Origin of the sequence: Levilactobacillus sp. LN180102, assembly GCF_050106635.1 — a bacterium.
In the GTDB taxonomy this organism is placed as follows: Bacteria; Bacillota; Bacilli; order Lactobacillales; family Lactobacillaceae; genus Levilactobacillus; species Levilactobacillus brevis.
This window is the reverse complement of record NZ_JBNIIX010000017.1, coordinates 1-25,477: the sequence shown is the minus strand read 5'-3', so window position 1 is coordinate 25,477 and position 25,477 is coordinate 1. Positions and strand designations below refer to the sequence as shown.

Below are 25,477 nucleotides of genomic sequence, written 5' to 3'. Positions count from 1 at the left end.
ATCACTCCTCAATATTTAAGCTACTTACTTCCAATCAGTTTACCTGTTTTGCCCTTTAAAGAAAAGTAAACGGGTCGGTGTTTAACTGCGAAGCCTGCACCGTTATCGCCCAGTTATTTTCCTGCGCCCATTGCTGGAACATGGCCGTTAAATGTGGCTTACAAATGCTTTCAATATGGTGACCGGGATCAATGACATTCAACCCAGCCGCAATCATATCGTGACCGGGATGATAGGAAACATCGCCCGTCACATAAACATCAGCGCCCTTAGCCAGCGCTGCTGGGTAAAATTGTCCACCACTACCACCGAGAATAGCGACTCGCTTAACTGGCGCTTCTGGCGTGTGGGTAATCAGCCGTAACCCGTCAACGTGAAAGTATCGTTTGCAAGCTAGGGCAAACTCACGGACGGTCGTCGTTTCCGACAAATCACCAATCCGCCCCATCATAATTTCGGACGTTGCCCCAACCCCATTACTAGGAACTAAACCCACGCATTGTTGTAAGCCTAAAGCAGCGGCTAGCCAATCATTCATCCCCCCGGGTGCACTGTCTAAGTTCGTATGGGCACCGTATACCGTGATGTGATGTTGTAAAAGCGTCGCATACATCTGGTTTTGGGGAATCGCCAAGTCTAAATTTTTAGCTGGTCGAAACATCATCGGATGATGAGCAAAAATAAAGTCTGCCCCGATCTCAATGGCTTCGGCCACCACTTCTGGCCGCACGTCCAAGGTGACCAAGACTTTGTGGACCGGTGCATCTAATCGCCCTAACTGAAGGCCAACCGGATCGCCGGGCTCTGCCCATGACTTTGGGGCGAACTGCTCAAACCGTGACACTAACTCACGCACCAACACGTTGCAAGACCTCCTTAATTTCAGCCAATTCTGCTTCTAAAGCCGTCACCTTTTCAACCGGAACCGCCTTAGCTGAACGTACCTGTTGAAGGACTGCTTCTGTCCGGGCAAGTTCTCGTTGCCATTTCGCCATAAACGTCGCATTGTGTTCAGCTAGTAGATACGGTCCAAAGCGTAGTTGTTCAGCCGTATATTGTTGTGGTTGGGCCTGTCTATCGGCTACCAAGATTTCATAATCATGCCCATCTTCACTGACAATTTCTTCCGCGACAAGTTGAAAACCGTGCGTCATCAAGAATTGCCGAACGTGCCATTCCCCCACATTCGGTTGCAAGATGAGGCGCTGCACCCCGGCCAAGCGCTCAAAGTCTTGCGTCAAAATTTGCGTGATGAGCGTTCCTCCCATTCCAGCAATCGCGACTGTATCGATCTGGTCATCCGCCTCAATGGCCTGTAGCCCATTCGCCAAGCGCGCCGTAATCTGATGAGCCACGCCCTCACGTTCAATCTCATGCGCGGCATTTTCAAAGGGACCCTTAACGACCTCGCCAGCCACACCGCCAGCAATCAACCCCCGTTGTGCGAGATTAACGGGCAAGTAGGCGTGGTCGGTCCCGATATCAGCTAACCGACTGCCTTGCGGAACGTATTTGGCGACCGTTGCGAGTCGGACTGATAGATGTTGTGCATCCATAAATTTTCTTCCCTTCTGTTTTTCTCATTACCTTTTAGTATAAGCTAGTCACGTAAAATTGGATAGCGGAACCACTAAAAAAGCCAGCACCAATTGGCACTGACTTCTTTAACTTAGCTTATTTTTGCTGACGACGCGTTTGCGGTTGATCATCATCCGTTGACGCCGTTGCTTGCCCCATCTTAGAGTAAGGATAAGGGTACGTAATCTTCATAACGGCTGGCATGACAATCGGTAAAAGAATAATCAACAAGACAATCCCCAAAATCACGGCCAAGGCAATTTGAATCAAGGTCATCACCCCAGATGGAATCAATGCAGCGAATGTCCCACTCAAAATAATCCCGGCTGAAATGACCACCGTACCAATAACCGTTGCCGCATGTAACATTTTATCACTCGTCGCACCCGGTTCATGAAGACTTTCACGATACTTACGCATCAAGAAGATCGAGTAATCAACCCCCAGAGAAATCAACATCACGAATGTGAAGAATGGCGTGTTCCATGTCAACATATTGGTCCCCAAAATTGGCTTTACTAGCCAGTGCACTAACGTTAAGGCACCAGAGTAAGCGACTAGCAAGATTCCTTCGATCACAATTGGTTGAACCAGAGAACGGGTAACCACCATCAAGGCCACAAAGATTCCAGCTAACATGATAATCACAGTCCGCGTAAAGTCACTAGAGGCCATCGCAGACGTGTCGTTAGTTTGCGACGTATTGCCGCCAAAGGCAACCTTAGCACCGCTCAAGCTGGTTCCTTGCAGGCTTCCATTGACAATTTTTTCCAGCTTAGGTAGCCGCGCCATGGCTGCCGCTGAACTTGGATCGTCCTTCAAGACAACCGTCAGCTTCGTTAGCTTGTGGTTCGGTGACATGTAGGTGTCCATCGATTGCTTAAATGACCCGCTGTTGATCGACTTCTTCGGAATGTAGAACGTTTCCGCCGCAGCCGACTTCTGTAAGCCCTTAAGGTAGGTATTGGCTGTCCCGACACCGGAAGAAACCGAACTCAAACCGGTTGTTGCAGCAGATAAACGACTCCGCATTTTCGTTAACTTCTTATTCATTGAGGCCAGCTGCTCTGCCATTGTTTGGTTACCAGCGGCAACTTGGCTGGCACCACTCACCAGTGCAGGCATCTTGTTGTTAATCGTGAACATCGCCCCAGACAACGAACCCAGTTTAGAAGATAGCTCACTTGTCTGTGAACTAGCAGATGACAAGGCCGTTGCTGCACCCGGCAACACCACGTTAGATTTTTGCGCCAACGTCGCCACTGATGACTGCAATTGTGACGTCGTACCTTGCAAGGTTTGTAGTTGACTAGCCACGTTTGTCGTTGACGTCCCAATATTAGACGTATCCGTAGCCACCTGTGATAACGATGACTTCACGGAAGCTAATAAACTAGCTTGGGCAGATGCCTGTTGCTTCATAACTGACTGTAAAACTGCTTTTTGTGTCGCTGATAATGGTGCTCCAGCGGAACTAAAAGCTTGAACCGCTGTTGCGTACCCATTACCAGAACTGGCTGACGCACTAGCGACCAAGTCTTGAACCTTTTGGAGTTGTGACTTGATATCCTGAGCGGAACTCCCAATGTTAGTTAAGCCGCTCGTCACACCACTGGTACTGCCTGACGCACTGCTGTTAACTTGCGCACTAAGCTCTTGAATAGCTGCGTTCAATTGTGGTAGCGCTGCCTCCAGTTGTGCTAATTTAGCTTGTTGTGAGGAACTCGTCGCACCAGCCACGCTGGTATTCATTTGACTAACACCCGTTGTGACTTGTGAAATTCCTGTCTGTAAGGTCTTCGTCCCATCACTGACTTGTTTGGCACCTGTCGCCAGCTTCTGGGCCTTTTTCACTGATCCAGAGACATCTTCTTTGCTTAACTGACTATTGGCTGACTTTAGCCCTTTGTTAACCTTATTGACACCTTTTTGGGCCTTAACTAATCCTGTAGTTACTGAACTCATTTGGTTCCGAACATACAATTGCTTAATGGCTTTCCCACCAGGCTGCGTGACGGACGCCACCGTCTTAACCCCATCTGCATTTTGCAGTTGTTTGGTCAGACGATCAATGAGTAGTAAGGATTTTTCGTTATTTAACTTATGATCACTTTGGATGTAAATTGTCGTTGGTTCCGCGGTTCCTTTGGAGAAGTGCTTTTGCACCACGCGTAACCCTTGCTTAGCCGGCACATTATTGCCAATTTCCACTGTATCATCGTAATCCAACGTCCCGTGAGACGCCAGTGCAAGTGGAATAAAGACAATTCCGGCAACGATCAACGTAATCACCGGCCGAATCATCGCGTGCTTAGCCATACCATGCCAGAGACGACTGTCGCCTTCACCAGAGAATTTCTTCACTGGCCAGAACATGTGTGGCCCACAGATTGCCATAAAAAACGGATTCAATGTCAGAAGCACGGCCAACAAGACCACAACCCCAACGGCAATACCAACGGCTGACCGATACAAGGAGAAGTTGGCAAAACCCAACACACTCATCCCAATTAACACGGACAACCCGGAATAAAGAACCGTACGACCACCAATCTTGATGGCCTCTTTGGTCGCTGAGTAGCGGTCTTGCCCGTTGGCTAACCGCTCCCTAAACTCGTTGTAGAGGAGAATATTATAGTCAGTCCCAATCCCAAACAGAACAATCACAATAAAGACTTGGGTGAAGTTAGAGAATGGGAAGTTGAAGCGGTCAACTAAGTTTGCCACAACAGAAATCGATGTAATCACGGATACGCCAACCGTTAACAACGAGAAGAGCGGTGTCACTGGCGATCTGAATACTAACCACAATACTAAGAAAATAAAAATTGCCGCAATAATTTCAGTCTTTTGCACCCCGGCTTGCGTGGCATCCGAGAAGTCTTGATTTAAAACATCGGCCCCCGTTAGATACGTCTTCACCCCATCAGTCTTAGCTAATTGAGTGATTTGGTCACGAATCGAAGTGATTGAATGGCTTGACGACTTACGCACGTTCAACTGTAATAGTTGCGTACTCTTATCTTTAGAGATTAGTTGGGAAGCAGCAGTTGAACTATCACTAGCTGCCGTCATTGACCGGATTTGATACCGATCCTCATGATTCTTGATCCGTTTAATGGTCTTATCAATTTGCTTATTTTGATCACTGGTCAACGCGGTATTACCGTTGCTAAAGGCCACTACAACAGCCGTGGTTCCCCGTTGTGAACGGCCCCACTTCTTTTGCATATTGGTTGCTTCGGTGCTTTGATAATTGCTGGGAACCGTAATCTGACCCTTATCAGCCACCAATTTACTCATGTTTGGAATCGTCAGGATGGCTAGCAAAACGATCACCAACCAGCCAATCACATTCCAGATGTAATGTTTGTTCATCCAGCGCACAGGATAATACCTCCTAAATAATTAATTAAACTAACTTCTATTCTACTGTTTATCGAGTTAACCAGGTTGTCCAATCAAGTTCTAGGGGTTGGTTCCCATTTGATGGCAGAATGTCACCAATGGACAACGTCGCTAGCTGCTGTCGATATTGCTTCTCCGCCGCACCAAACGTTGACAGCACGTTGGCGACCGACTGTTCACCGTGGAGATTCTTTAACCCGTACATCCGCATAAACTGATCACGCTGTTCAAAATCAAATAGTCGTTTAACCAGTCCAGTATTTTTCACAAAGGACTGCGGTCCCTCAATCGCATCAAAAATGTCTAATAACGTAATCTCATTTGGATTACGGGTCAGGACAATTCCCCCAACTCGACCAGATACAGTCTTAACAATTTTTCCTGCGGCCAATCGTTGGACGATTTTCTTCAAATAGCTGGTTGAGATACCCAATCGTTCCGCCACCAATGAACTATGTAACGGGATTTGACGATCCTGAATCCCCAAAAAAGTCACAATACAAAGTGCTTGTTCAAGACTCGGTTTTGCTTTCAAAGGGCCCCTCCTTTCCCAAACATGACGAACCTTGCCAATTTCTTAAACGAGATACATTATATCCCCTTTAGATAATTTTTCAAGACTTCTGACGCAATAAATTAATGCAATCACGGTTATTTTTTTGTGTAAGCGATTTCACTTCTTTTGACGCTTCCTCATCTATTTCTGGCTTAGCCGTCACCAGTAATAAAAAAAAGCAGCCACCCTAGCGGTAGCTGCTTTTACAAATCTATTCCAAAAAGTCTTTCAGTTGTTTACTGCGTGATGGGTGCCGTAATTTCCGCAAAGCTTTAGCTTCAATTTGGCGAATCCGTTCCCGGGTAACCCCGAAGACTTTACCCACTTCTTCCAACGTCCGCGTCCGACCATCATCTAGGCCAAACCGTAGCCGTAAAACATTTTCTTCCCGATCAGTTAACGTATCCAAAACGCTCTCCAATTGTTCTTTCAACAATTCGTAAGCGGCATGGTCAGCTGGACTGGTGGCATCTTGGTCTTCAATAAAATCACCCAAGTGAGAATCATCTTCTTCACCAATTGGCGTTTCCAAAGAAACTGGTTCTTGCGCAATCTTTAAGATTTCGCGAACCTTTTCCGTTGGCATATCCATTTCGGCCCCAATTTCTTCTGGCGTTGGTTCACGTCCAAGATCTTGAAGCAATTGCCGTTGAATCCGAATTAACTTGTTAATGGTTTCCACCATATGAACGGGAATCCGAATCGTCCGAGCTTGGTCAGCAATGGCCCGTGTAATCGCTTGACGAATCCACCAAGTTGCGTAAGTTGAGAACTTAAACCCTTTGCGGTAGTCAAACTTTTCAACGGCCTTCATCAGCCCCATGTTACCTTCTTGAATCAAATCCAAGAACTGCATTCCCCGACCCACGTAACGCTTAGCGATAGAAACCACTAACCGTAAGTTGGCTTCCGCTAGTTCTTGCTTAGCGGCTTCTTCACCGTTTTCAATCCGTAAAGCCAATGCGACTTCTTCGTCGGCAGTCAAGAGGTTGACGCGCCCAATTTCCTTTAGATACATCCGCACTGGATCGTTAATCTTAACGCCCGTTGTCGTCGAAGCATCTTTTAATTCTTTCTTAGAAACGGCCTTTTGAGCTTTAACCGCCCGTGCGTCTGGCTCACCCTTAGCATCAACCACGCTGATTCCGGCATCGGAAATGGTTTCAAGTAACTTGTCCATTTGCTTAGCATCCAGTGTGTACGGTGTTGCCACCTTATCAGTTAAGTCATCATACGTGATGTGACCCGCCTTTTTGGTGTCCTTGATTAAGGCACGTACCGTCTTGTTGTATGCTTTTTGGTCAAACATTGGTTGATCCGTGGTTTTTTTTGCCATTAAAATACCCCCTAGACTAAAGTTGCTTGTTCGCTTGGCGTTGTCGCTCCAATTGAACAATCTCAATGACTAACTGCCGTTGTTGCTCGGCATCACCCAATCGTGAGGCCTCCGCCAGTTGATTTTTCTTCTGGCGGAGTTGTTCATCGACGGGCGCTTCATTCATAATCACCGCTAAATAGTCATCGATCTCACGTGGGGTAGCCGCCGCATGAGTGGTTGTTTCTAACTCGATGACTAATTGCTGTAGCCGGTCTTCTTGAATGAAGTCCGTAAACTGCGCGGTTTGATACGTTTGATGCGTTTGGAAATAACCTTGGGCCAAGGTATAAATCACTTGATAATCATCGTGAACGAAGCAAAAGTCAGCAACACTGCTGACTTTCGCCCACACATTTCGATCGTGGAGCAAATGATACAGCAAGTTCCGTTCTGCCCGTTCTAAGCGGGTTAACGGCCGCTGTTGCTGGTAAACCGTTACTGGCGGAGCCACAGGTGCCTTTTCTGGCTCCCGTGGTCGGTCACGCTCAGCTTGCGCTGCTACATCCCGCTGAGTTTGTTTTAACTGTGCCAATAGGGCTGACTTATCAATCTTAAACTCTGTCGCCAATTGGTTCAGGTAAAGGTCCAATTCGACCGGTTCTTGCACCTGTGCCAAAAGTGGCATGACCTGATTCACATAATCCAAGCGCTCCGCGTCCGTATCGAGGGCCTTATTTCGCCGCAAGAATCGTAGTTGAAACTTAATTGGCGTCTCTTTGGCGGTGGTCATCATTTGCTTAAAAGCCACATCCCCATGCGCTTGTCGATATTCATCGGGATCTTGACCCTCTGGTAGTTGAATCACACTTAACTGCAAGTGACTGTGCTGATTTAACAGGCCCAAAGCCCGTGAGATGGCCCGTTGACCGGGCTCATCCCCATCATAACAAACATTTAACTTGTCAGTCGTCCGCTCGATTGCGTAAATCTGTTCTGTCGTCAAGCTTGTTCCCATCGAGGCAATCCCGTTACGAACCCCTGCTTGAGTCGCAGAAATAACGTCCATGTATCCTTCAAACAACGTCACTTCACCCGCCTCACGAATAGCGGGACGCGCTAAATCAAAATTAAATAATAAGCGACTCTTATTAAATAACGTGGTTTCAGGACTGTTCAGGTACTTGGGCTGATTGTCGGCTGGTTGCATTAGCCGCCCAGAAAAGGCCGTAACGTGTCCACTCGCATTGCGTAACGGAAACATCACGCGTTCAGTAAACCGATCCCGTAGTTCCCCCTGCGCATTTTCAATAAAGAGTCCCGATTGCCTTAACAGCTGGTAGTCACTGTTACGCTGGTCAAAAAACGGTTTGAGTAGCCGCTGACCCGGCGCAAAGCCTAACTGATATGTTTCAATCGTCTCATCAGTCAGTCCCCGTTGGTGCAAATAATCTAAAGCGGGCTGCCCCACCTCCGTATTCACCAAAATATGGTGATACAGCTTAGCAGCTTGCTCCTGTAATGCAATCAATTGACTGGTTTTGGAATCGACTGCCGGTCCCTGGGCATCCTGACGATATTCACTATCAAGGTCCACATGACTAAAATCAGCTACCTTCACCACCGCTTCAGGGAACGTCACGTGTTCCAATTCCATGAGAAACTTGAACACATTACCACCACGACCGCAACTAAAGCAATGGAAGATTTGTTTGTCTTCTGCAACGGAAAATGACGGTGTTCGTTCCTCGTGAAAGGGGCATAACCCAAACAGGTTCTTCCCCGACTTTTTGAGTTGAACATATTGACCGACCACATCCGCAATGTTCGTGGCCGTTCGCACCGTTTCAATCACGTCTTCGGGTATCTTCGCCAAGCCATCACTCCCTTTACCGTGGATCTCATCGCGCCCTTAGCCTTGAAAAGTCGCACCCCGGGAACCCGAAAAGTGCGACTCTTTAATTGGAATTCGTGCACAAAAATACAAGTTATATGATAGCACATAAATCCCGATTGTCCAATTAAAAGCTCTCGGTTTTACTTCACAACCAGTTGATCCAAATCCCCCAATGCCAATGCTAGGTCAGCTAACCGACTCAATTCCGCCAAACGGTTATTCCGAACAGCATCATCTTTTGCCATTACCATCGTGGCGTCAAAGTAAGCCGCAATGACTGGTTGGATATCAGCTAAGGCTGTATATAAGGCCGTTAACCCGTCCTTCGCTGCCGTGGCCACTGTTGCGACACCTTGATGTAATTGCCCTTCACTGTCATTTTCAAACAATGCTGGATCAACTGTCGTGGCGGCCACTTCAGCGGGTGCCTTTTGGGCCAAACGAATCACCCGCGTCAAGGATTCAATCACATCCTTAAAGTTGGCATCGTCAGCATGACTCGCCAAAATATCGGCTGCCGTAAAGATCTGTAAGACATCACTACTGCTACCGGCCGTCACGGCATCAATAATATCGTGACGTTGCTTAGCAGAACGGAGAATCTTCCGAATCCGATCCTTGATAAAGTTAACCAGCGCGTCAATTTGTCCAGCTTGATCGAGCTTTGGTGCAACATTGGCCGTCGTCTCGGCTGCAACAAAGGCCTGTGCCAAGTCAGCTACTGGTAAGGACCACTGTTGGTCCTGAGCAATCCGCACAATCCCAGTTGCTTGTCGCCGCAATGCGTAAGGATCATTTGAACCGCTCGGAATCATGCCAGCGGCAAAGAACGTTAAGATGCTATCGAATTTATCGGCTAAGGCTAATACGGCACCGGGGACAGACGCTGGTAAAGCGCCATCGGCAGAGATTGGCTCGTAATGTTCACGAATCGCTTGAGCCACAGCGGGATCTTCACCTTGAAGTAAGGCGTATTTTTCACCCATGACACCTTGTAATTCAGCAAATTCGCCGACCATTCCGGTAACCAGGTCAAATTTATAGATTTCACTGGCCCGCAATACGGCCTTAGCCTGGGCATCGTTTAACCCAACGTGCTTGGCCAAAACCCCAGCAATTGCTTTAACCCGGCTCATCTTCTCAGCCATCGTACTGATCTTATCATGGAAGCTAACAGTCTTCAGCCGGTCAACGTAATCAGCAATCGTCTTCTTCTGATCTTCCGTATAGAAGAACATGGCATCTTCTAGTCGCGCAGTCAGGACCTTTTCGTTTCCTGAAACCACGTTTTGTAAGTCATGATCGTTCCCATTACGGACCGAAATGAACGTTGGCAATAATTGCCCTTGTGCATCCCGTGCATAGAAGAACCGCTGGTGATCACGCATTGAGGTAATCAGGACTTCTTCTGGAATCGTCAAATACTTTTCATCGAAGCTGCCGGCAAAAGCAGTTGGCCACTCTACCAAGTTGTTAACTTCTTCTAACAAGCCCGCATCAACGTTAACCGTCCAACCATGATCGGCGGCCAGCTTGTCAATTTGAGTTTTAATCATCGACTTACGCTTATCCGCATCAGCAATCACAAACTCACTGGTCAAGTCACCTTCGTAGTCAGCGGCCGTTGCAATCGATATGTCTTTGCCTAAGAAGCGGTGACCACGGGTATTACGATCCGTTGTCACATCCAAGATACTAAACGGAATGACGTCGGCATCTAACAAGGCTACCAGCCAACGGATTGGTCGAATATATTGGAAATGATGGGTGCTCCACTTCATCATCGTCGGGAAAGTCATGGCTGTGATGACGTCCTTGAGTCCAGCCAAAACGGTAGCCACCGGTTCACCGGCAATAAATTTATCGACGTAAACGTACTCGGTACCCTTAATTTCCTTAAAGGTAATGTCATCGGTGGTCAAACCTTGACCACGAGTAAACCCAATTGCGGCCTTGCTCCAATTACCCTCAGCGTCTTGGGCAATCTTTTTAGCTGGTCCTTTGACGGATTCGCTAATATCGCGTTGCTTGTCGGCAAGTCCCGTAATTAAGACCGCTAAACGCCGGGGCGTTGAGAATGGTTTGATCTCATCATAATCGACGCGTTCTTCTTTTAGGTAATCCGCCGTCCGCTTGACCAACTGCTTAATGGCTGGTGTCACGACGTGTGCGGGCATTTCTTCCAGCCCGATTTCTAGTAAAAATGTGTGTGCCATTATTTGGCCTCCTCATCCGCTAATAATTGTTGGCGTAGCTTTTCATCCTTAACCAGTGGGAAGCCGCGCTTCTTTCGTTCAGCAACGAAAGCCCGCGCAATTGAACGTGCCATATTCCGGATTCGTGATAAGTAGCCGGCCCGTTCAGTCACTGAAACCGCCCCGCGGGCATCCAGCAGGTTAAATGTATGACTGCACTTCAGCACATAGTCATAGGCTGGATGTACCAAACCATTGGCGATTTGCTTTTTGGCTTCATCTTCAAATTCATCGAAATGCCGCAATAACATGTCTTGGTTACTTTCTTCAAAACTATACTTAGAATGTTCGTATTCTGGTTCCTTGAAGATATCACCATACTTGACACCATCGGCCCATTCCAAATCAAAGACGGAGTTAACGTCTTGAATGTATGAGGCTAATCGTTCTAGGCCGTAAGTCACTTCGGACGTGACGGGGTCAACTTCCATGCCCCCAACAACTTGGAAGTAAGTGAACTGGGTGATTTCCATCCCGTCCAACCAAACTTCCCAACCAACACCGGCACAGCCCATGGATGGGTTTTCCCAGTTATCTTCGACGAACCGAATATCATGTTCCAACGGATCAATGCCCAATTCCTTCAAACTATTCAAGTAAAGCTCTTGAATGTTGTCGGGAGAGGGTTTCATAATTACTTGGAATTGGTGATGTTGGTATAACCGGTTCGGGTTTTCCCCGTAACGGCCATCGGCTGGACGCCGGGAAGGTTCAACGTAAGCGGCGTTCCAGGGTTCTGGACCGATCGCCCGTAAAAATGTGTAAGGACTCATCGTCCCGGCACCTTTTTCTGTATCGTAAGCTTGCATCAGCATGCAGCCCTGAGCGGACCAATACTGTTGTAACTTCAAAATGATTGCTTGCATGGACAGTTTTTCTGTCATAGGTGCAGTTCCTCCTTATTTAACAAATAAGCGCAAAAAAATCCCTACGAGAATTCACCGAGGCAAATTCACGTAGGGACGAAGTTTTAATTTCGCGGTTCCACCCTACTTCTAATCGATCACCGATTAGCAGCTTACTTGGAAACGACTCCGAATGTGCCAACCCACAGCACCAATTATTCGGCTCCCACTCTCCCGAACTCGCTAAGAATCAACACTATGTTTCTCATTCATCATAATCGACTTATTTAACTGAGTTTTATGATAGTCGTTCCCCACAGGGTTGTCAATGGTCAGTCGGTGGTTTTAACCGTGCAGACCACGATTGCATTTGGTCCAAGAAACGCTTGCTCTTGGGATGAACCCCAATCTGGCTGTCATAGATTTCATCCATCAATTGCCGCAAAGCATGTTCAGTCTGCGGTTTGACCTTAATCGTATGCAGCCGATCTAAATCTAAGACCGAGAACTGACGAAGATAGTAGATGGTCCGCTGGCTGACATGCAACCGTCGCGGGTCTAGCGTCCAGTGCGCCTGACATAAAAGACCGCCATAGCTTTCTGAGTAGTCAAAGGGCAAATCATTACGCCCACAGACGGCACAACCTTGCAATTGTGGCGCCACTCCAAAGGCCGGCATTAATTGAATTTCCATGATATTGGTAACAATCGCGGCATTGACGCCATCATCAATTAACGTCAATGCCCGTTGCACCCGGTGGTACCAGTCTGGTAGCGGCTGACTATCCGGAAAAGCCGTATCCACCAAGCTCATGATATACGTAGCGTAAGCATTCTTAAAAATATCCGCGCTAATATCTTGAAATTGCCGCGTTTCACGGGCCGTTCGAATGTAGGACAACCCGTCATCCGCAATATCGCCAACGTAGCTACCAACCGTAAACGGCAAGATATCCGCCACCATCTTGAAGCCCCGTTTCTTAGCTCCTCGAACCAAAAACATCTTCTTGCCAAACTCTTGCGTAAAAAACTTGATTAAAAAATCACGTTCAGCATAATCACGTCGAAACAACAGGATGCCGTGAAAATCCGTTACATTTCGTGCCACCCGTCATCCCCACTTTCTTGTCTTACAGATCGTCACGCCGATAGCCGTAAGACTTCAGCAACGTGGATTTGTCCCGCCAGTTGGGCTGAACTTTCACCCACAATTGCAGATAGACTTTGCTACCCAACAGGTGCTCAATATCCTGACGGGCTAATGTGCCGATCTTTTTAAGCATGCTACCGCCTTTACCAATCATGATACCTTTTTGAGTTGGCCGTTCAACGATAATCGTTGCCTCAATATGCACGTGATCCTCATCTTTTTGCTTCATGCTTTCAATCTCAACGGCAACTGAATGGGGCACCTCTTCACGCGTCAACATAAAAATTTTCTCGCGAATCAGCTCACTCACGACAAACCGTTCGGGATGATCTGTCACTTGATCGGCTGGATAATATTGCGGTCCATTTGGCATTTGTTCAACTAATCCCGTTAACAATTCATCAACGTTATTACCTTCCAACGCTGAAATCGGGTACACCGCTTTCCAAGGAAGTGCCGTTTGGTATTGCTCCATGACCGGCAATAAATCATCCGGTTTAACTTGATCGATCTTGTTAATTAAGAGATAAACTGGGGCTTTTACGTTCTTTAGCCGATCGATGATAAAGTTGTCACCGGCACCCCGCTTTTCAGCCGCGTTCACCATAAATAGCACCGCGTCAACTTCGTTTAAAGCAGACATGGCTGACTGCACCATATAATCCCCTAGCTTACTCTTCGGCTTATGCACCCCTGGCGTATCAATAAACACAATCTGGGCTTCATCCGTCGTATAAATACCTTGAATCTTGTTACGGGTCGTTTGGGCCGTATTTGACATGATCGCAATCTTTTGGCCAATTACCCGGTTTAAAAACGTTGATTTCCCCACATTGGGCCGACCCACAATGGCCACAAAACCTGATTTGTAATCTGGATTATCCATAATTTCCTCCTAGAACCAGCGGCCTAGCGCTGGTAACATCACGAGCGCCCCAACTATGACCGCAAAAAGAGCCGCCAATAAGACGCCACCTGCGGCCACATCCTTGGCCCGCTTCGCTAACTCATGATACGTTTGACCGACAACTAGGTCTACCACCGCTTCCACAATGGTATTCAATGTCTCCGCAATCAGAACCAAGAAGATGGCCAGCATTAACCACAGCCATTCATTAATCGTTAATTGCAGGCTTAAGCCCGCTATCACGGCCAAACTGCCAAACAAGAGGTGCTTGCGAAAATTACGCTCGTAGTGAAAGAGCGCCTGTAACCCTTCTAACGCGTGCCCTAATGATTGGCGAAAAGCACGGTTTTTACCGGTTTGCCGGTGCTTATCGCTTGAGGCCATAAGCATCTAAAATATCGGCTTGCAACTTAAACATGACCTTCTCGTCTTCCGGTTCCATGTGATCATATCCGTTCAAGTGCAAGAAACCGTGGACCACTAAGAAGCCCAGTTCCCGTTCGTAAGAGTGTCCCAAATAGTCAGCCTGTTCGGCCACTTTATCCATCGACACAAAAATATCCCCGATGTTTTCTGGAATTTCGGCTGCCAATTCATCATCCATAACCAACGGAAAATCCTCAGCTTCCTCGTCATCATCCTCAATCGCAAAACTAATGACGTCAGTAGCGCGATCAACTCCCCGGTATTGTTGATTAATCCGATGAATATCTTCATTGTTCATCAACGTCACGGACATTTCAGTATTGTCCGCTAATTTCAAGTATTTTCCAGCATACTGCAAAACATCTTGAATCAGGTTTACGTGCTCAGCCGGCACGCCATCTTGGGTCTTATCGTAAATCTCTAAATCCATTATTTTTTAGCTCCATTTGGTTTAGTTTCGTTTGCTTCGTAAGCGTTAATGATGCTGGCAACCACTGGATGGCGAACCACATCATCGGCGCTAAAGGTGACAAAGTTAATATGTGCCACGTTTTGTAAGATATGTTGGGCTTGAACCAACCCCGAACGCGTATTGTGCGGCAAATCTATCTGTGAGATATCCCCGTTGACGATCATTTTAGAACCAAAACCTAACCGCGTTAAGAACATTTTCATTTGCATATTCGTGGTGTTTTGGGCTTCGTCTAAGATAACAAAGGCCGACTCCAACGTCCGTCCACGCATATAAGCCAATGGGGCAATTTCAATGACCCCACGATCCATCAATCGCGTCGTATGTTCTGCACCTAAGATGGCGTACAACGCGTCGTAGATTGGTCGGAGATAGGGATCAACTTTTTCTTTCAAATCTCCTGGTAAAAATCCCAAACTTTCACCGGCTTCGACTGCTGGCCGGGTAATAATCAGCTTCTCCACATCGCCGTGTTTTAAAGCAGAGACCGCCATCACTACGGCCAGATAGGTCTTCCCGGTTCCGGCGGGGCCAATGCCAAAGGTCACATCGTTATGTTTAATTGAATCAATATATTGTCGTTGACCAAAGTTCTTCACCCGTACCGGACGACCCTTGGCGTCATTGATTAACGTCTCCGTGTACAGATCCTTGAAATACGTCAAGGTTCCCCGATCGGCCATCTTCATGGCACTGACGACGTCTGCGCTGTTGAGTTTGATTCCCTTAGCCAACAAATCACTCATATTCCGTAGAATATTCAGCGTTTGGTCAACAGCTTCGGCTGCACCGGCGACTTTGATTGAATTACCAAAGGGCTTAACCGTCACATTGAGTCCTTCCTCAAGTAAGGTCACAAATTGATCCTGAACGCCGAGTAAGGCCACTTCATCTTCAGGCCGTTCCAGAATGTATTCTTTTTCAATCGTTGTGTTTTCAGTCAAATACGGTGGCTCCTTTATCGTTATATTTAAAGTTATTGATAGTCAAATTTTAGCATACCACCGGGGATTGTAAAAGCATTCGGCGCGAAAAGCTGGCCGAACAAACTAAATCGAGACACTTTACCTCATAAAGACACCCTATTGACCAGCCCCGACTCATGGACTTTCTCTTTTTCAATCCCACCACTGCAATGAGGTTCATCTCATTTAAAAACACCACAGCCAGTTAGCCGTGGTGTTTTCGGTTATTGATTTAATTGTGCTTTAACGGTTTGGTTGACGAGATTACCATCAGCCTTCCCCTTAACTTGGGGCATAACAGCGCCCATGACCTTGCCAAAGTCACCCATGCCGCTAGCGTTCACCTTAGCAATGCTATCCTTGACAATTTGAGTGATTTCATCGGCACTTAATTGCTTAGGCGCATAGGCCTCAACGATCTTGATCTCGGCTTCGACACCATCAACCAAGTCTTGCCGACCACCCTTTTGAAATTCAGCTAAGGATTCCTTGCGTTGCTTAAGCTCACGCGATACCACGGTTAGTTCTTCGTCTGCCGTTAAATCATGGCCTTGCTTAACCTTTTCGTTGGTTAAAGCGGCCTTCATCATCCGAATAACGTTTAACGATAATTTGTCGTGGGCCTTCATAGCAGTCTTCAAATCTGTATTGAGTTGGCTTTCTAAACTCATGTGTCTTCCTCCTAAAAAATTCAACTTATTATTCAGTCTACACCTTATTTTCCTGAGCGTCAGGTAAAGTTACCTGCTCCATTTGCAAGTGATTATAATATTGTCCCCAGTGTTCCATCGCTTCAATCACGGGTCGCAGCGTTTGACCAAACTCCGTCAGCCGATACTCCGTCTTGGGCGGAATCTGCGCATAAATTTGCTTTGTCACAACGCCGTCGGCCACCAATTCTTGTAGTTGACGAGCCAACATCCGTGATGAAATCGTGGGTAACCAGCGTTCAAAATCGCTGTAACGGGCTACTTGTTCCTGAAATAACCGGTACAAAATGACACTTTTCCATTTACCAGAAATAATTTGCAGCGTGCTTTCTACTGGGCAACCAGCGACACAGTCGTAAACCTTACGTTGCATGCTCATCTCATTTCCTCTCTTTATCGTGAATGTGTTCATCATACGCCGTTTTCCAGCTAAAGACGACCGTTAACCCTTACTTACATCAGTGTTAGTTACTCCCTAAAACTGCAGGATTGTTTTTAGCCATCAATTGGGCTACGCTAGCACCATGTTTAGAAATGAAAGGATGATTTTTATGACGATGATGCACGCAATTGGTTTTGACCGCCATTTACCAATTGAAGACAATCATAGTTTCTTCGACGTCACGGTACCGCGACCGGAGCCTACCGGACATGACTTACTCGTCCAGATTATCGCAACTTCAGTTAATCCCGTTGATACGGCTGTTCGCCGGAACACGGTGGGCATCCTTGAGCACCCCAAAGTGATTGGTTGGGATGCTTACGGAATCGTCACGGCAGTCGGAAACGACGTTCATGACTTTCAATCTGGTGATCGGGTCTTTTACGCCGGATCGTTCAAACGATCCGGTACGGACAGCGACTATCAACTAGTCGACGAGCGAATCGTGGGGCATGTACCCACGTCACTCTCACCGGCCGAAATTGCCGCAATGCCGTTAACCTCATTGACGGCCTGGGAAGCACTCTTTGAACAAATGCATCTGGACATTGATCACCCTGCCGACAATGCCGGTCGAACGTTACTGGTGATTAATGGCGCTGGGGGCGTAGGCTCTGTTGCCACGCAATTGGCCAAATTAGCTGGACTCACCGTCATCGCTACGGCCTCGCGCCCAGAGACAATTGCCTGGACTAAGCAGCACGGTGCCGACCATGTTGTCAATCATCGACAAGATGTGGTCGAACAAGTTCACGCACTGGGACTCGATACGGTCGATTATATTTTGGAACTTAGTAATCTCAACCAACATTGGTCCGAAATCGTTGACCTCATTGCCCCCAGCGGAACGATTGTCTCCATTACCGGTAGTAACACTCCCATTGATCTGCGCGCCTTAAAACAAAAGCGGGCCACCTTTGCTTGGGAATGGATGTATACCAAGTCATTTTATGAAACACCCGACATGCAGAGCCAACACGCCATCTTGGAACGAGTACGGGGTTTGCTAGATGCCGGTCGCTTGCAATCAACGTTGACCAAGACATTGACGCCTATCACTGCAGCTAATCTACGCCAAGCCCATGCTTTGGTCGAATCTAACCGAATGATTGGTAAAGTGGTGCTTACTAATCAGTAATTCACCACAAAAAAGCCTCAAGGCCAATGACCTTGAGGTTTTTTCATACTTGCAAAAAGAGCTTAGAAACGCTTCTTCTTGGCTTTACGCTTACGCGCAGCTTCTGATTTTAACTTTTTCTTCACACTTGGTTTTTCGTAAAATTCACGTTTACGGTATTCTTGTAAAGTACCGCTACGGGAAACCGTACGTTTGAAGCGCCGAAGAGCGTCGTCAAAAGACTCGTTTTTGCGAACGACTGTCTTTGCCATATAAAATTCCCTCCCTCCGAGCACAAATAATAACGCCGGTTAAACATTGTCCACCGGCGTAACGGTTCTTAACTATTATACATAAACACACAAACCTCGTCAATAACGCAGGCAAATAAAATTTGAACCGTTTTATCTCTCGGGGTAAACTAGAGGAAAAGACCAGAGGAGTTACTCGCTATGCAGCAAATGACTATTTTCGTCATCTCCGATTCTTCCGGAGAGACCGCCCTAACCGTCGCTCAGACGGCCGTTTCGCAGTACCCGACCATTCAAGTGAGTTACCAACGTTTCCCATTCATCCAAACAGATTCAATTCTGGATGGTATTTTAAATTTAGCTAAAAAACAACGGGCGATGATTTTTCACACCTTAGTTAGCCCCAAACTTAGCCAACATGTCCGTGAATTTGCTGTAACGAATCATCTGCAGCAGTTTGACTGTATCCAACCGGCCATGGATGTGATGCACCAAGCAACCGGACTAGAACCCGAGGGAGTTCCCGGACTCGTCCACAATCTCAATGACACGTATTTCGACCGAATTGCCGCCATGGAGTTTGCCGTAACCTACGATGATGGTAAAGACCCCACTGGTCTGTTAAAAGCGGATATCGTCATTTTAGGGGTCTCACGGACGTCTAAGACGCCGCTATCCTTATTCCTAGCCAACCGGAACTTACGGGTTGCTAATCTCCCGCTGTCGCCCAAAACGCAACTCCCAGACGAGTTGTGGCAGGTCGATCCCAAACGGATCTTTGGCCTAACCAATCGGCCGGAAATTCTGCGTAAAATTCGGCAAGAGCGCATGTTATCCTATGGTCTTCCTGCTGACAGTGCTTATTCTGACACTGCCAAAATTACAGAAGAATTAGCCTACGCGCAAAAATTGTATAAAAAGATTGGCTGTTTGGTGATTGACGTGTCTAATAAATCAATTGAGGAAACCGCTACGCTCATTATGGAAAGTGTCGATTACGACCTCATTCCCCACTCCTTACAAGACTAATTGGTTTCAATACATTAGCAGGCAGTATCAAATAAGCACGACTTTCAAACTGGCAGTTTGCCTTGAAAGTCGTGCTTATTTTAATTAACAATCGCTTTTAACGTTGAAGATAAGCGTCAACCGGAACCCCCGCCAACACATCTGCTTCCAGGTCTGGGTTAAACTGTTGATGCTTGAGCATTGCTACTTCATAGCCATGCGGATTCACACCGTGCTTACGATCTGGGCCGATAACTGGCGTTTCCATAATTTTCGGTACCGTTGTTAACTGAGGATGATGGGCCACCGCATTCAAAACGTCAAAACCTAACGTCCCTAAGCCAATATTGGTATGCCGATCCTTGTGACTGCCCTGTGGATTCTTGGAATCATTCAAATGTACCACTTTCAGGCGATCTAGTCCGATTACATGATCGAACTCATTGAGCACCCCATCAAAATCTGTGGCAATCGCATACCCCGCATCGCTCGTGTGACAGGTATCAAAGCAGACTGATAGCCGTTCATTATGGGGAGTGGCATCAATAATCGCTGCCAACTCTTCAAACGACCGGCCAACTTCAGTCCCCTTACCCGCCATCGTCTCTAGGGCAATCTGGACTGGCGACTCGGCCGCCGTCAAAATAGTATCCAGTCCCTGAGCAATCTGGGCAATTGCCGCCGGTGCCCCGGCGCCAACATGGGCACCAGGATGAAGAACAATTTGCTTAGCGCCCAATGCCGCTGCCCGTTGGACCTCAGCCGTCAAGAACGAAATGGCAAATTGAAAATTGGCCGGTTTTACCGTATTACCTAGATTCACCACGTAAGGCGCATGGACCACAATTTCTCGCTGTTCATGGGCCGCCATGAAAGTCTTAGCCGCGGGAATGTTTAGGTCTTCAATTGACTTACGCCGTGTATTTTGTGGTGCACCGGTATAAATCATGAAGACATTCTCACCGTACTGAGCAGCCTCTTGGGCCGACCCCAGCAGCATCTCTTTCCCTTTCATACTCACATGCGACCCAATTAAAAATGGTGTCATTTTATCTCATCCTTTCCGTGCAACATGACCTGAACAACCTGACGGCTAGCCGTTCCATTTTCCCATGAGCAAAATTTCTCATAAAAAGCGGCCTGCCGTGCTTGGTAGTCGTGAAAGGCCCCGTCTTGGCGCCAACGATCTAACTGCGCATAAAAAGCACTCGCCGTCGTCACCAATGGACCCGGAATTTCTTGTTCATAGTCAAAGTAAAAACCACGTAATTGATCCCGATAATGGGCCAAATCATACGCAAAAAATAGTTGCGGTCGCTGCAAATTCGCAAAGTCAAACATCACTGACGAGTAATCGGTAATTAATAAGTCAGAAATCAAATACAAGTCCGTAATGTCTGTCTCAGCCAACACGTGGACCCGCTCTTCAAACCCGTGAATATCAATGGCGTCCTTCACTAAATAGTGCGGTCGAATGATTAACTGCGTATTTGCAGGAACATGCTGGAAGAATTCCGCCAAATCAAACGGCAGATCAAACTGATAAACGCCAGGTCGAACTGCCATATCATCACGCCAGGTCGGCGCGTAAGTCACCACGGGACCCTTAGTTGATCCCAAAAGTTGCTGTTTCAGATCCGTAATCTCAGCCGGCAGCGTCGTATATAACCGATCGTTACGGGGATATCCAACCGATAAGAATTGATGATGGAATCCAAACGCTGACTTAAAAATCGTCTGCGAGTATTGGTTAGGGGCAATTAAATATTGCCAACGACTAGCCGCCGTCTTAAACTCTTGATGATACGCAGCCGTCGTGGTTCCGGGAATCGCCACATGTTCAATGTCTGCCCCCAGTTTTTTAAGTGGCGTCCCGTGCCACGTTTGAATCACCGTTGTTCGCCGGTTCTGATGCCACCAATTTGGCAGTCGTGAGTTGAGTACCCAAAATTCAGCCCGTGCCATCAGCCACACCCAGCGTGGTGTGAACCGTTTGACCAGTTGAATCTGGGGATACTTTTTATGTAGCGCGGCAAATTCACGTGGTTTGACACTAAAATAAGCCGTTGTCCGGTATTCCGGCGCTGTAGCCACTAATTCACGATAAATTGCGGCTGGATTATCATTAACATCCTTGCCATTAAAGCTTTCAAAAACGACTTGTCGCTGTTTGATCGGTAAACAAATAAGCCCATCGTTCATCACGATGAGCCCATAGCGAGCAACCAGCTTCAATGACCGAATGAGTCGTTGCAAACCGTTAGCCATTTGACGTTGCTCCTTTCAATTAAATTAAATCAACAAAACGTGAACGGAACTTGTAGTGCAAGTGAGACCCCACCAGCAAAACAAAGAACACAAATAACCAGAATTCCAAGGTCAACATTGGATGTTGCCAGAACCAGCCGCTCCCAATGAAGGATTCCCGAAAACCATTAACAATGTAATAATACGGGTTCAATTCCAACAAATGCACAAATGGTGCGGGGAATGACGTTGTGACAAAGTTAAACAGCACGCCAGAAACGTAAAATAACATCCGCATCACAGACTGTAAGAGGATATGGTAATCTCGCACGAGCACACTGATACAGGAATTTAAGACCCCTAAAGCGACTAACAAGCAAATCATAGCGAAGAAATAGTAAATCCATTGCAACCACGCTACCTTAGGATAAACGCCATTCAATAGACCAATGAAGATGGAAAAAACCATCATTGTCCAAAAGGAGCTAAGATTGCTGACGACTTTAATCGTGGGCAAAGCGGATACTGGGAACTTCATCTTAGCCACCATATTGACCCGCTGATAGATACTCTTAGATGCATCCAGTGTGGCCCGGTTCATGAAGAACCACGGGGTAATCCCAATCACCATCCATGGGAGGTAGCTAACGCCATTCAACGGTTGACCGTGTTTTAAACCCACACCGAAGACTAACCAGTAAATCCCAATTTGAATCAATGGATATAAGTATTCCCACGCTAAACCTAAATAATGACTCTGATAACTCGCTTGGTCCTCATATCGAGAAATCCGAAAAATAATTCCCAAGCTTGAAATTTGCTCTTTAAATAAGGTCATGACCTCTTTCAAGGCACTGCACTCCTTTAATTAATTGGTTAACAATGCGACATACCGGTCAATCACCCGCTGGGTGGCTTGCCCGTCATTAGCACTGTTCCAATGTTGATTGAATTTGGTGAAATCTGTCGCGGTATCCGCGTGAATCGCAGCGGCCAGTTCAGCCGCCGTTTGTAAAGCTGGACTCGGCAACCACTCGAATAAGTCGGCCTGAACACCTGGATCTTGCGTGTAGACCGGCAAATCAAACAAGTAAAACAACAAGCTGTGTGCATTGGACAATAAGCTATAGTCAAACGCAACTGACGAGTAATCCGTAATCAGAGTTTCCGTAACGGTTAACAGTTCAGTGGTACTCAGGTGTTGGGCAACCACCACCTGAGTACCCAGTTCTTGTTGGAGCCTAGCTGTTTGATCTGCCAGTGCCGGATGCAACTTAACAATAACCTTCGCAGCTGGGTCTTGCTGTAAGGCTGTTACGAGACCTTCCGGTGGTCTGAAGGTGACGCCATCCCGATACGTGGGTGCATACAAGATCACCCGCTGGTCTTGTAATTCCGGTGCTAAGCGGTACACCCGCTGGCGAGTTTTCGCCAACCAAGTAGCGTTAACTAACCGATCGGATCGAGGATAGCCCAAAATCTGCATCCGCTCAAAAGGGACGCGATAACTATTGGCAAACACCTGGCCCATTGCTGATGACCCCACCACGTAGTCATCAAATTGGTTATAAACTGCTTGAAAACGGCGCTGGTCGCTCTTAGGGCGCCGACTCGTTGTCGGATCATCCCAGCCAAACCGTTTAATTGCTCCCGCAGCATGCCACATTTGCACAATTCGCATATTTTTCGGGTGCCACAACCCGCCCAGAAAGGCATAATAATTATCACAAAACAAGAGACGTGCTTGCATCAGGCTGGGAATCCCCCGCCAAACGAAGTGCAGATCATCTCGAAAGACACGTGTGGTAATCCCAGCGGCGGCCAAGTGGGTGGCTGCCGCTTCATGCTCTGGTCGGTAAAACACAAGTAAGTCAACATCGGCGGGTAAAGCTGCTGCCAATGCTTTGATGAATGGCAAGTTATCACTAAAACTCAGTAAATAAACCACTTTATTTCGGTGACGCCTTGCACACAGTAGCGACATTAGTCGTACTAACCACAAATAAATCTCTTTCACGTTAATCACCAATATCACTAAATTTCGCTGCCCATAACATCGAGAATTATACCACATCTCCCGAGATAACCTAGCGAAATTTAAGAACCTTTAACATTCCACCATAAAATTCATAATGTTGGGCCTATTTATAAAAAAAGTGGCGGGCAATTAGCGCCCAACCACTTTTGACTTACCATTTCGGCTCATAGAAATGTCCCAACACTTTTACCGTATCTGAGATACTAACAAAGGCCTTAGGATCTGATTCCTCCATAGCCGTTTCTAACGCATCCATTTCATACCGGGTAATCACCGTAAATAGGATCGTCTTTTCATCATGTCGGTAAGCCCCTTCGGCCCCATGAACGATCGTGATGCCTCGCCGCATGTGATTTTGAATACTGTCAATCACCGTCTTAGGCCGGTCCGTAATCACCATGACCTGCATGCGCTGTTGCCGCGTAAACGTAATGTCCATGACTTTAGCATTTACGTAAAGCCCTAATGCTGAATACAGCGCGTAAGGCCACCCGTAAACAAACCCGGCACTAATCACGATCAAACTGTTAAACGCGATGTTAATGGTACCGATGCTGCGCCCAGTCTTACGACGAACGACGATCCCAATAATATCTAATCCACCGGTCGAAATCCCGTTCTTTAAAGCAAAGCCGGTCCCGAATCCATTGACGGCTCCCCCAAAGATGGCGCAGATAATGGGATCATTGGTTAAGTGAATCGGCTGAATCCAGCGAATCATCACCGACGCAAACAAGACACAGATAAAGGTAAAAATGGTAAAGGATTTCCCAATTTGTTTCCAAGCCAAGAAAAACATGGGAATATTAATCAGAAACAGCCCTAAACCCGTTCCAATGTGAAAGACTCCTAGACCACCCGTTAAGGTGTTCACCAACTGTGCTAACCCGGTCACACCGGACGAATAAATATGTCCGGGTGTCCAGAAAAAATTCACCGCGATTGACACCAAGACACCGTAAAAAAAAGCAACGGAAATCTTTGCCGTATAGGTATGCCGTTTGAACAACTGCTGCACATCATCCATGATTTAAAAACCGACCTCACTTATCTCGTTTCTTCTCATCTTTTATACTATGCTCGGCTTAGTATAGCATTTAATCTTGGAAACAACCACGGAATCTACCAGCTCTTAGCGAGTTTTAATTTTCCTGCCAATGGCGGGCAATAAATGCAGCGCGCCCACCCGCTTCTTCTTGGTCAAAGCGATCCGGATTTTTCCGATAAAATTGTTGATGGCGTTCTTCAGCCACAAAGAACGGCTGGACCACTTGGATCTGCGTCACGATTGGTTGATCAAACTGCTCGCGAGCTTGTAATGCCGCTCGCGAGGCTACCGCAATTTCGGCCTGCTGACGGCTATTCACGAAGATCACCGGCCGATAGTTACTTCCGCGATCTTGAAACTGCCCCGCCGCGTCCGTGGGGTCCGTTTGTTGCCAATACAACTCAACTAATTGCTGGTAACTGACAACGGCCGGATCAAACCAAATTTTAACAGCTTCCGTATGACCCGTAGTTTGACTTTTAACCTGCTCATATGTCGGATTGGTCACGGTGCCACCCGTATAGCCCGACAATACCCGTTTGATGCCCGGTAACGTGTCAAAGGGTCGCACCATACACCAAAAACAGCCACCAGCAAACGTTGCCGTTTCAATTTCGCTCATCATAATCACTCCATTTTCTAATGTTTCTATTAAACGGCTTTTTCACAGTCACGTCAAGCACCACTACCTAATCGACAAAAAACGAGCCCAGAAAAAATTCGGCTCTATGATATTTGGTGTTGATGGATAAAATCCATCGACGCCTTTTTTGTAAAACAAACTAAAAAGGGCATACTGCCCTGTGCTACAATCAAGTCGACGAAAACCAATTGAAAGCGAG

General features: G+C 47.0%; 24 protein-coding genes. 2 read left to right on the top strand and 22 right to left on the bottom strand.

What is annotated here, in order from left to right:
* Positions 1-55 precede the first annotated feature (55 nt).
* The 15 genes from ACP4IT_RS10040 to ACP4IT_RS09970 all read right to left on the bottom strand — a co-directional run bounded on the left by ACP4IT_RS10040 (position 56) and on the right by ACP4IT_RS09970 (position 16,857).
* The gene (locus tag ACP4IT_RS10040; protein WP_011667534.1) at positions 56-862 is read right to left on the bottom strand and encodes a Nif3-like dinuclear metal center hexameric protein; all 807 of its coding nucleotides are present in this window, start codon (positions 860-862) and stop codon (positions 56-58) included.
* Entirely contained in the window at positions 849-1,556 is a 708-nt protein-coding gene (locus ACP4IT_RS10035; protein ID WP_011667533.1) for a tRNA (adenine(22)-N(1))-methyltransferase, read from the bottom strand. The genes ACP4IT_RS10040 and ACP4IT_RS10035 overlap by 14 nt, the downstream gene beginning before the upstream one ends.
* 118 nt (positions 1,557-1,674) lie before the next feature.
* A complete protein-coding gene (locus ACP4IT_RS10030; protein ID WP_156646868.1) occupies positions 1,675-4,956 on the bottom strand; it encodes an MMPL family transporter in 3,282 nt (1,093 codons plus the stop codon).
* Between the two features lie 58 nt (positions 4,957-5,014).
* A complete protein-coding gene (locus ACP4IT_RS10025; protein WP_015473785.1) occupies positions 5,015-5,521 on the bottom strand; it encodes an RrF2 family transcriptional regulator in 507 nt (168 codons plus the stop codon).
* A gap of 232 nt (positions 5,522-5,753) precedes the next feature.
* Positions 5,754-6,884: an RNA polymerase sigma factor RpoD gene (gene rpoD / locus ACP4IT_RS10020; RefSeq protein ID WP_369707381.1), complete on the bottom strand. Its 1,131-nt coding sequence runs from the start codon at positions 6,882-6,884 to the stop codon at positions 5,754-5,756.
* A gap of 10 nt (positions 6,885-6,894) precedes the next feature.
* Positions 6,895-8,733: a DNA primase gene (gene dnaG, locus ACP4IT_RS10015; RefSeq protein WP_011667529.1), complete on the bottom strand. Its 1,839-nt coding sequence runs from the start codon at positions 8,731-8,733 to the stop codon at positions 6,895-6,897.
* A 161-nt stretch (positions 8,734-8,894) separates the two neighbouring features.
* Positions 8,895-10,970 (bottom strand): glycine--tRNA ligase subunit beta, encoded by a 2,076-nt coding sequence (gene glyS / locus ACP4IT_RS10010; protein WP_426855613.1) that lies wholly within the window; start codon positions 10,968-10,970, stop codon positions 8,895-8,897.
* Positions 10,970-11,893 (bottom strand): glycine--tRNA ligase subunit alpha, encoded by a 924-nt coding sequence (glyQ, locus tag ACP4IT_RS10005; protein ID WP_011667527.1) that lies wholly within the window; start codon positions 11,891-11,893, stop codon positions 10,970-10,972. The genes glyS and glyQ overlap by 1 nt, the downstream gene beginning before the upstream one ends.
* 286 nt (positions 11,894-12,179) lie before the next feature.
* Positions 12,180-12,962, bottom strand: a complete 783-nt coding sequence (recO, locus tag ACP4IT_RS10000; protein ID WP_011667526.1) for a DNA repair protein RecO — start codon at positions 12,960-12,962, stop codon at positions 12,180-12,182.
* Positions 12,963-12,984: 22 nt separating this feature from the next.
* Positions 12,985-13,890 carry a GTPase Era gene (gene era / locus ACP4IT_RS09995; protein ID WP_011667525.1) on the bottom strand — a complete coding sequence of 302 codons (906 nt, stop codon included), beginning with the start codon at positions 13,888-13,890 and terminating at the stop codon, positions 12,985-12,987.
* 9 nt (positions 13,891-13,899) lie between these two features.
* Positions 13,900-14,301, bottom strand: coding sequence for a diacylglycerol kinase family protein (locus tag ACP4IT_RS09990; protein WP_047021293.1), 402 nt, complete (start codon positions 14,299-14,301; stop codon positions 13,900-13,902).
* Positions 14,279-14,767 carry an rRNA maturation RNase YbeY gene (ybeY, locus tag ACP4IT_RS09985; RefSeq protein WP_267160602.1) on the bottom strand — a complete coding sequence of 163 codons (489 nt, stop codon included), beginning with the start codon at positions 14,765-14,767 and terminating at the stop codon, positions 14,279-14,281. Before ybeY ends, ACP4IT_RS09990 begins: the two co-directional genes overlap by 23 nt.
* Positions 14,767-15,753, bottom strand: a complete 987-nt coding sequence (locus ACP4IT_RS09980; RefSeq protein WP_011667522.1) for a PhoH family protein — start codon at positions 15,751-15,753, stop codon at positions 14,767-14,769. The genes ybeY and ACP4IT_RS09980 overlap by 1 nt, the downstream gene beginning before the upstream one ends.
* A 245-nt stretch (positions 15,754-15,998) precedes the next feature.
* Positions 15,999-16,445 carry a GatB/YqeY domain-containing protein gene (locus ACP4IT_RS09975; RefSeq protein WP_011667521.1) on the bottom strand — a complete coding sequence of 149 codons (447 nt, stop codon included), beginning with the start codon at positions 16,443-16,445 and terminating at the stop codon, positions 15,999-16,001.
* 37 nt (positions 16,446-16,482) lie between these two features.
* A complete protein-coding gene (locus ACP4IT_RS09970) occupies positions 16,483-16,857 on the bottom strand; it encodes a winged helix-turn-helix transcriptional regulator (protein ID WP_024854995.1) in 375 nt (124 codons plus the stop codon).
* A 187-nt stretch (positions 16,858-17,044) separates the two neighbouring features.
* On the opposite strand from ACP4IT_RS09970, the gene ACP4IT_RS09965 reads away from it, so the two are divergent.
* Entirely contained in the window at positions 17,045-18,064 is a 1,020-nt protein-coding gene (locus tag ACP4IT_RS09965; protein ID WP_041815855.1) for a zinc-binding alcohol dehydrogenase family protein, read from the top strand.
* A gap of 62 nt (positions 18,065-18,126) precedes the next feature.
* On the opposite strand, the gene rpsU is transcribed toward ACP4IT_RS09965, so the two are convergent.
* A complete protein-coding gene (rpsU, locus tag ACP4IT_RS09960) occupies positions 18,127-18,315 on the bottom strand; it encodes a 30S ribosomal protein S21 (protein ID WP_011667518.1) in 189 nt (62 codons plus the stop codon).
* Positions 18,316-18,495: 180 nt separating this feature from the next.
* On the opposite strand from rpsU, the gene ACP4IT_RS09955 reads away from it, so the two are divergent.
* Positions 18,496-19,323 (top strand): pyruvate, water dikinase regulatory protein, encoded by an 828-nt coding sequence (locus ACP4IT_RS09955; protein WP_015473793.1) that lies wholly within the window; start codon positions 18,496-18,498, stop codon positions 19,321-19,323.
* Between the two features lie 97 nt (positions 19,324-19,420).
* Here ACP4IT_RS09955 and ACP4IT_RS09950 read toward each other — a convergent pair whose 3' ends face one another.
* The 6 genes from ACP4IT_RS09950 to msrA form a co-directional block, all read right to left on the bottom strand.
* Positions 19,421-20,350 (bottom strand): deoxyribonuclease IV, encoded by a 930-nt coding sequence (locus tag ACP4IT_RS09950; protein ID WP_128491855.1) that lies wholly within the window; start codon positions 20,348-20,350, stop codon positions 19,421-19,423.
* Positions 20,347-21,570 (bottom strand): CDP-glycerol glycerophosphotransferase family protein, encoded by a 1,224-nt coding sequence (locus ACP4IT_RS09945; RefSeq protein ID WP_011667515.1) that lies wholly within the window; start codon positions 21,568-21,570, stop codon positions 20,347-20,349. The genes ACP4IT_RS09950 and ACP4IT_RS09945 overlap by 4 nt, the downstream gene beginning before the upstream one ends.
* Before the next feature lie 19 nt (positions 21,571-21,589).
* Complete coding sequence (locus ACP4IT_RS09940) at positions 21,590-22,399, bottom strand: ABC transporter permease (RefSeq protein ID WP_011667514.1); 810 nt, start codon at positions 22,397-22,399, stop codon at positions 21,590-21,592.
* An 18-nt stretch (positions 22,400-22,417) separates the two neighbouring features.
* Positions 22,418-23,623, bottom strand: a complete 1,206-nt coding sequence (locus ACP4IT_RS09935) for a CDP-glycerol glycerophosphotransferase family protein (RefSeq protein WP_015473796.1) — start codon at positions 23,621-23,623, stop codon at positions 22,418-22,420.
* Positions 23,624-23,738: 115 nt separating this feature from the next.
* Positions 23,739-24,614, bottom strand: coding sequence for a YitT family protein (locus ACP4IT_RS09930; protein WP_021741046.1), 876 nt, complete (start codon positions 24,612-24,614; stop codon positions 23,739-23,741).
* 115 nt (positions 24,615-24,729) lie between these two features.
* Positions 24,730-25,257, bottom strand: coding sequence for a peptide-methionine (S)-S-oxide reductase MsrA (gene msrA, locus ACP4IT_RS09925; protein WP_024525188.1), 528 nt, complete (start codon positions 25,255-25,257; stop codon positions 24,730-24,732).
* Positions 25,258-25,477 lie beyond the last annotated feature (220 nt).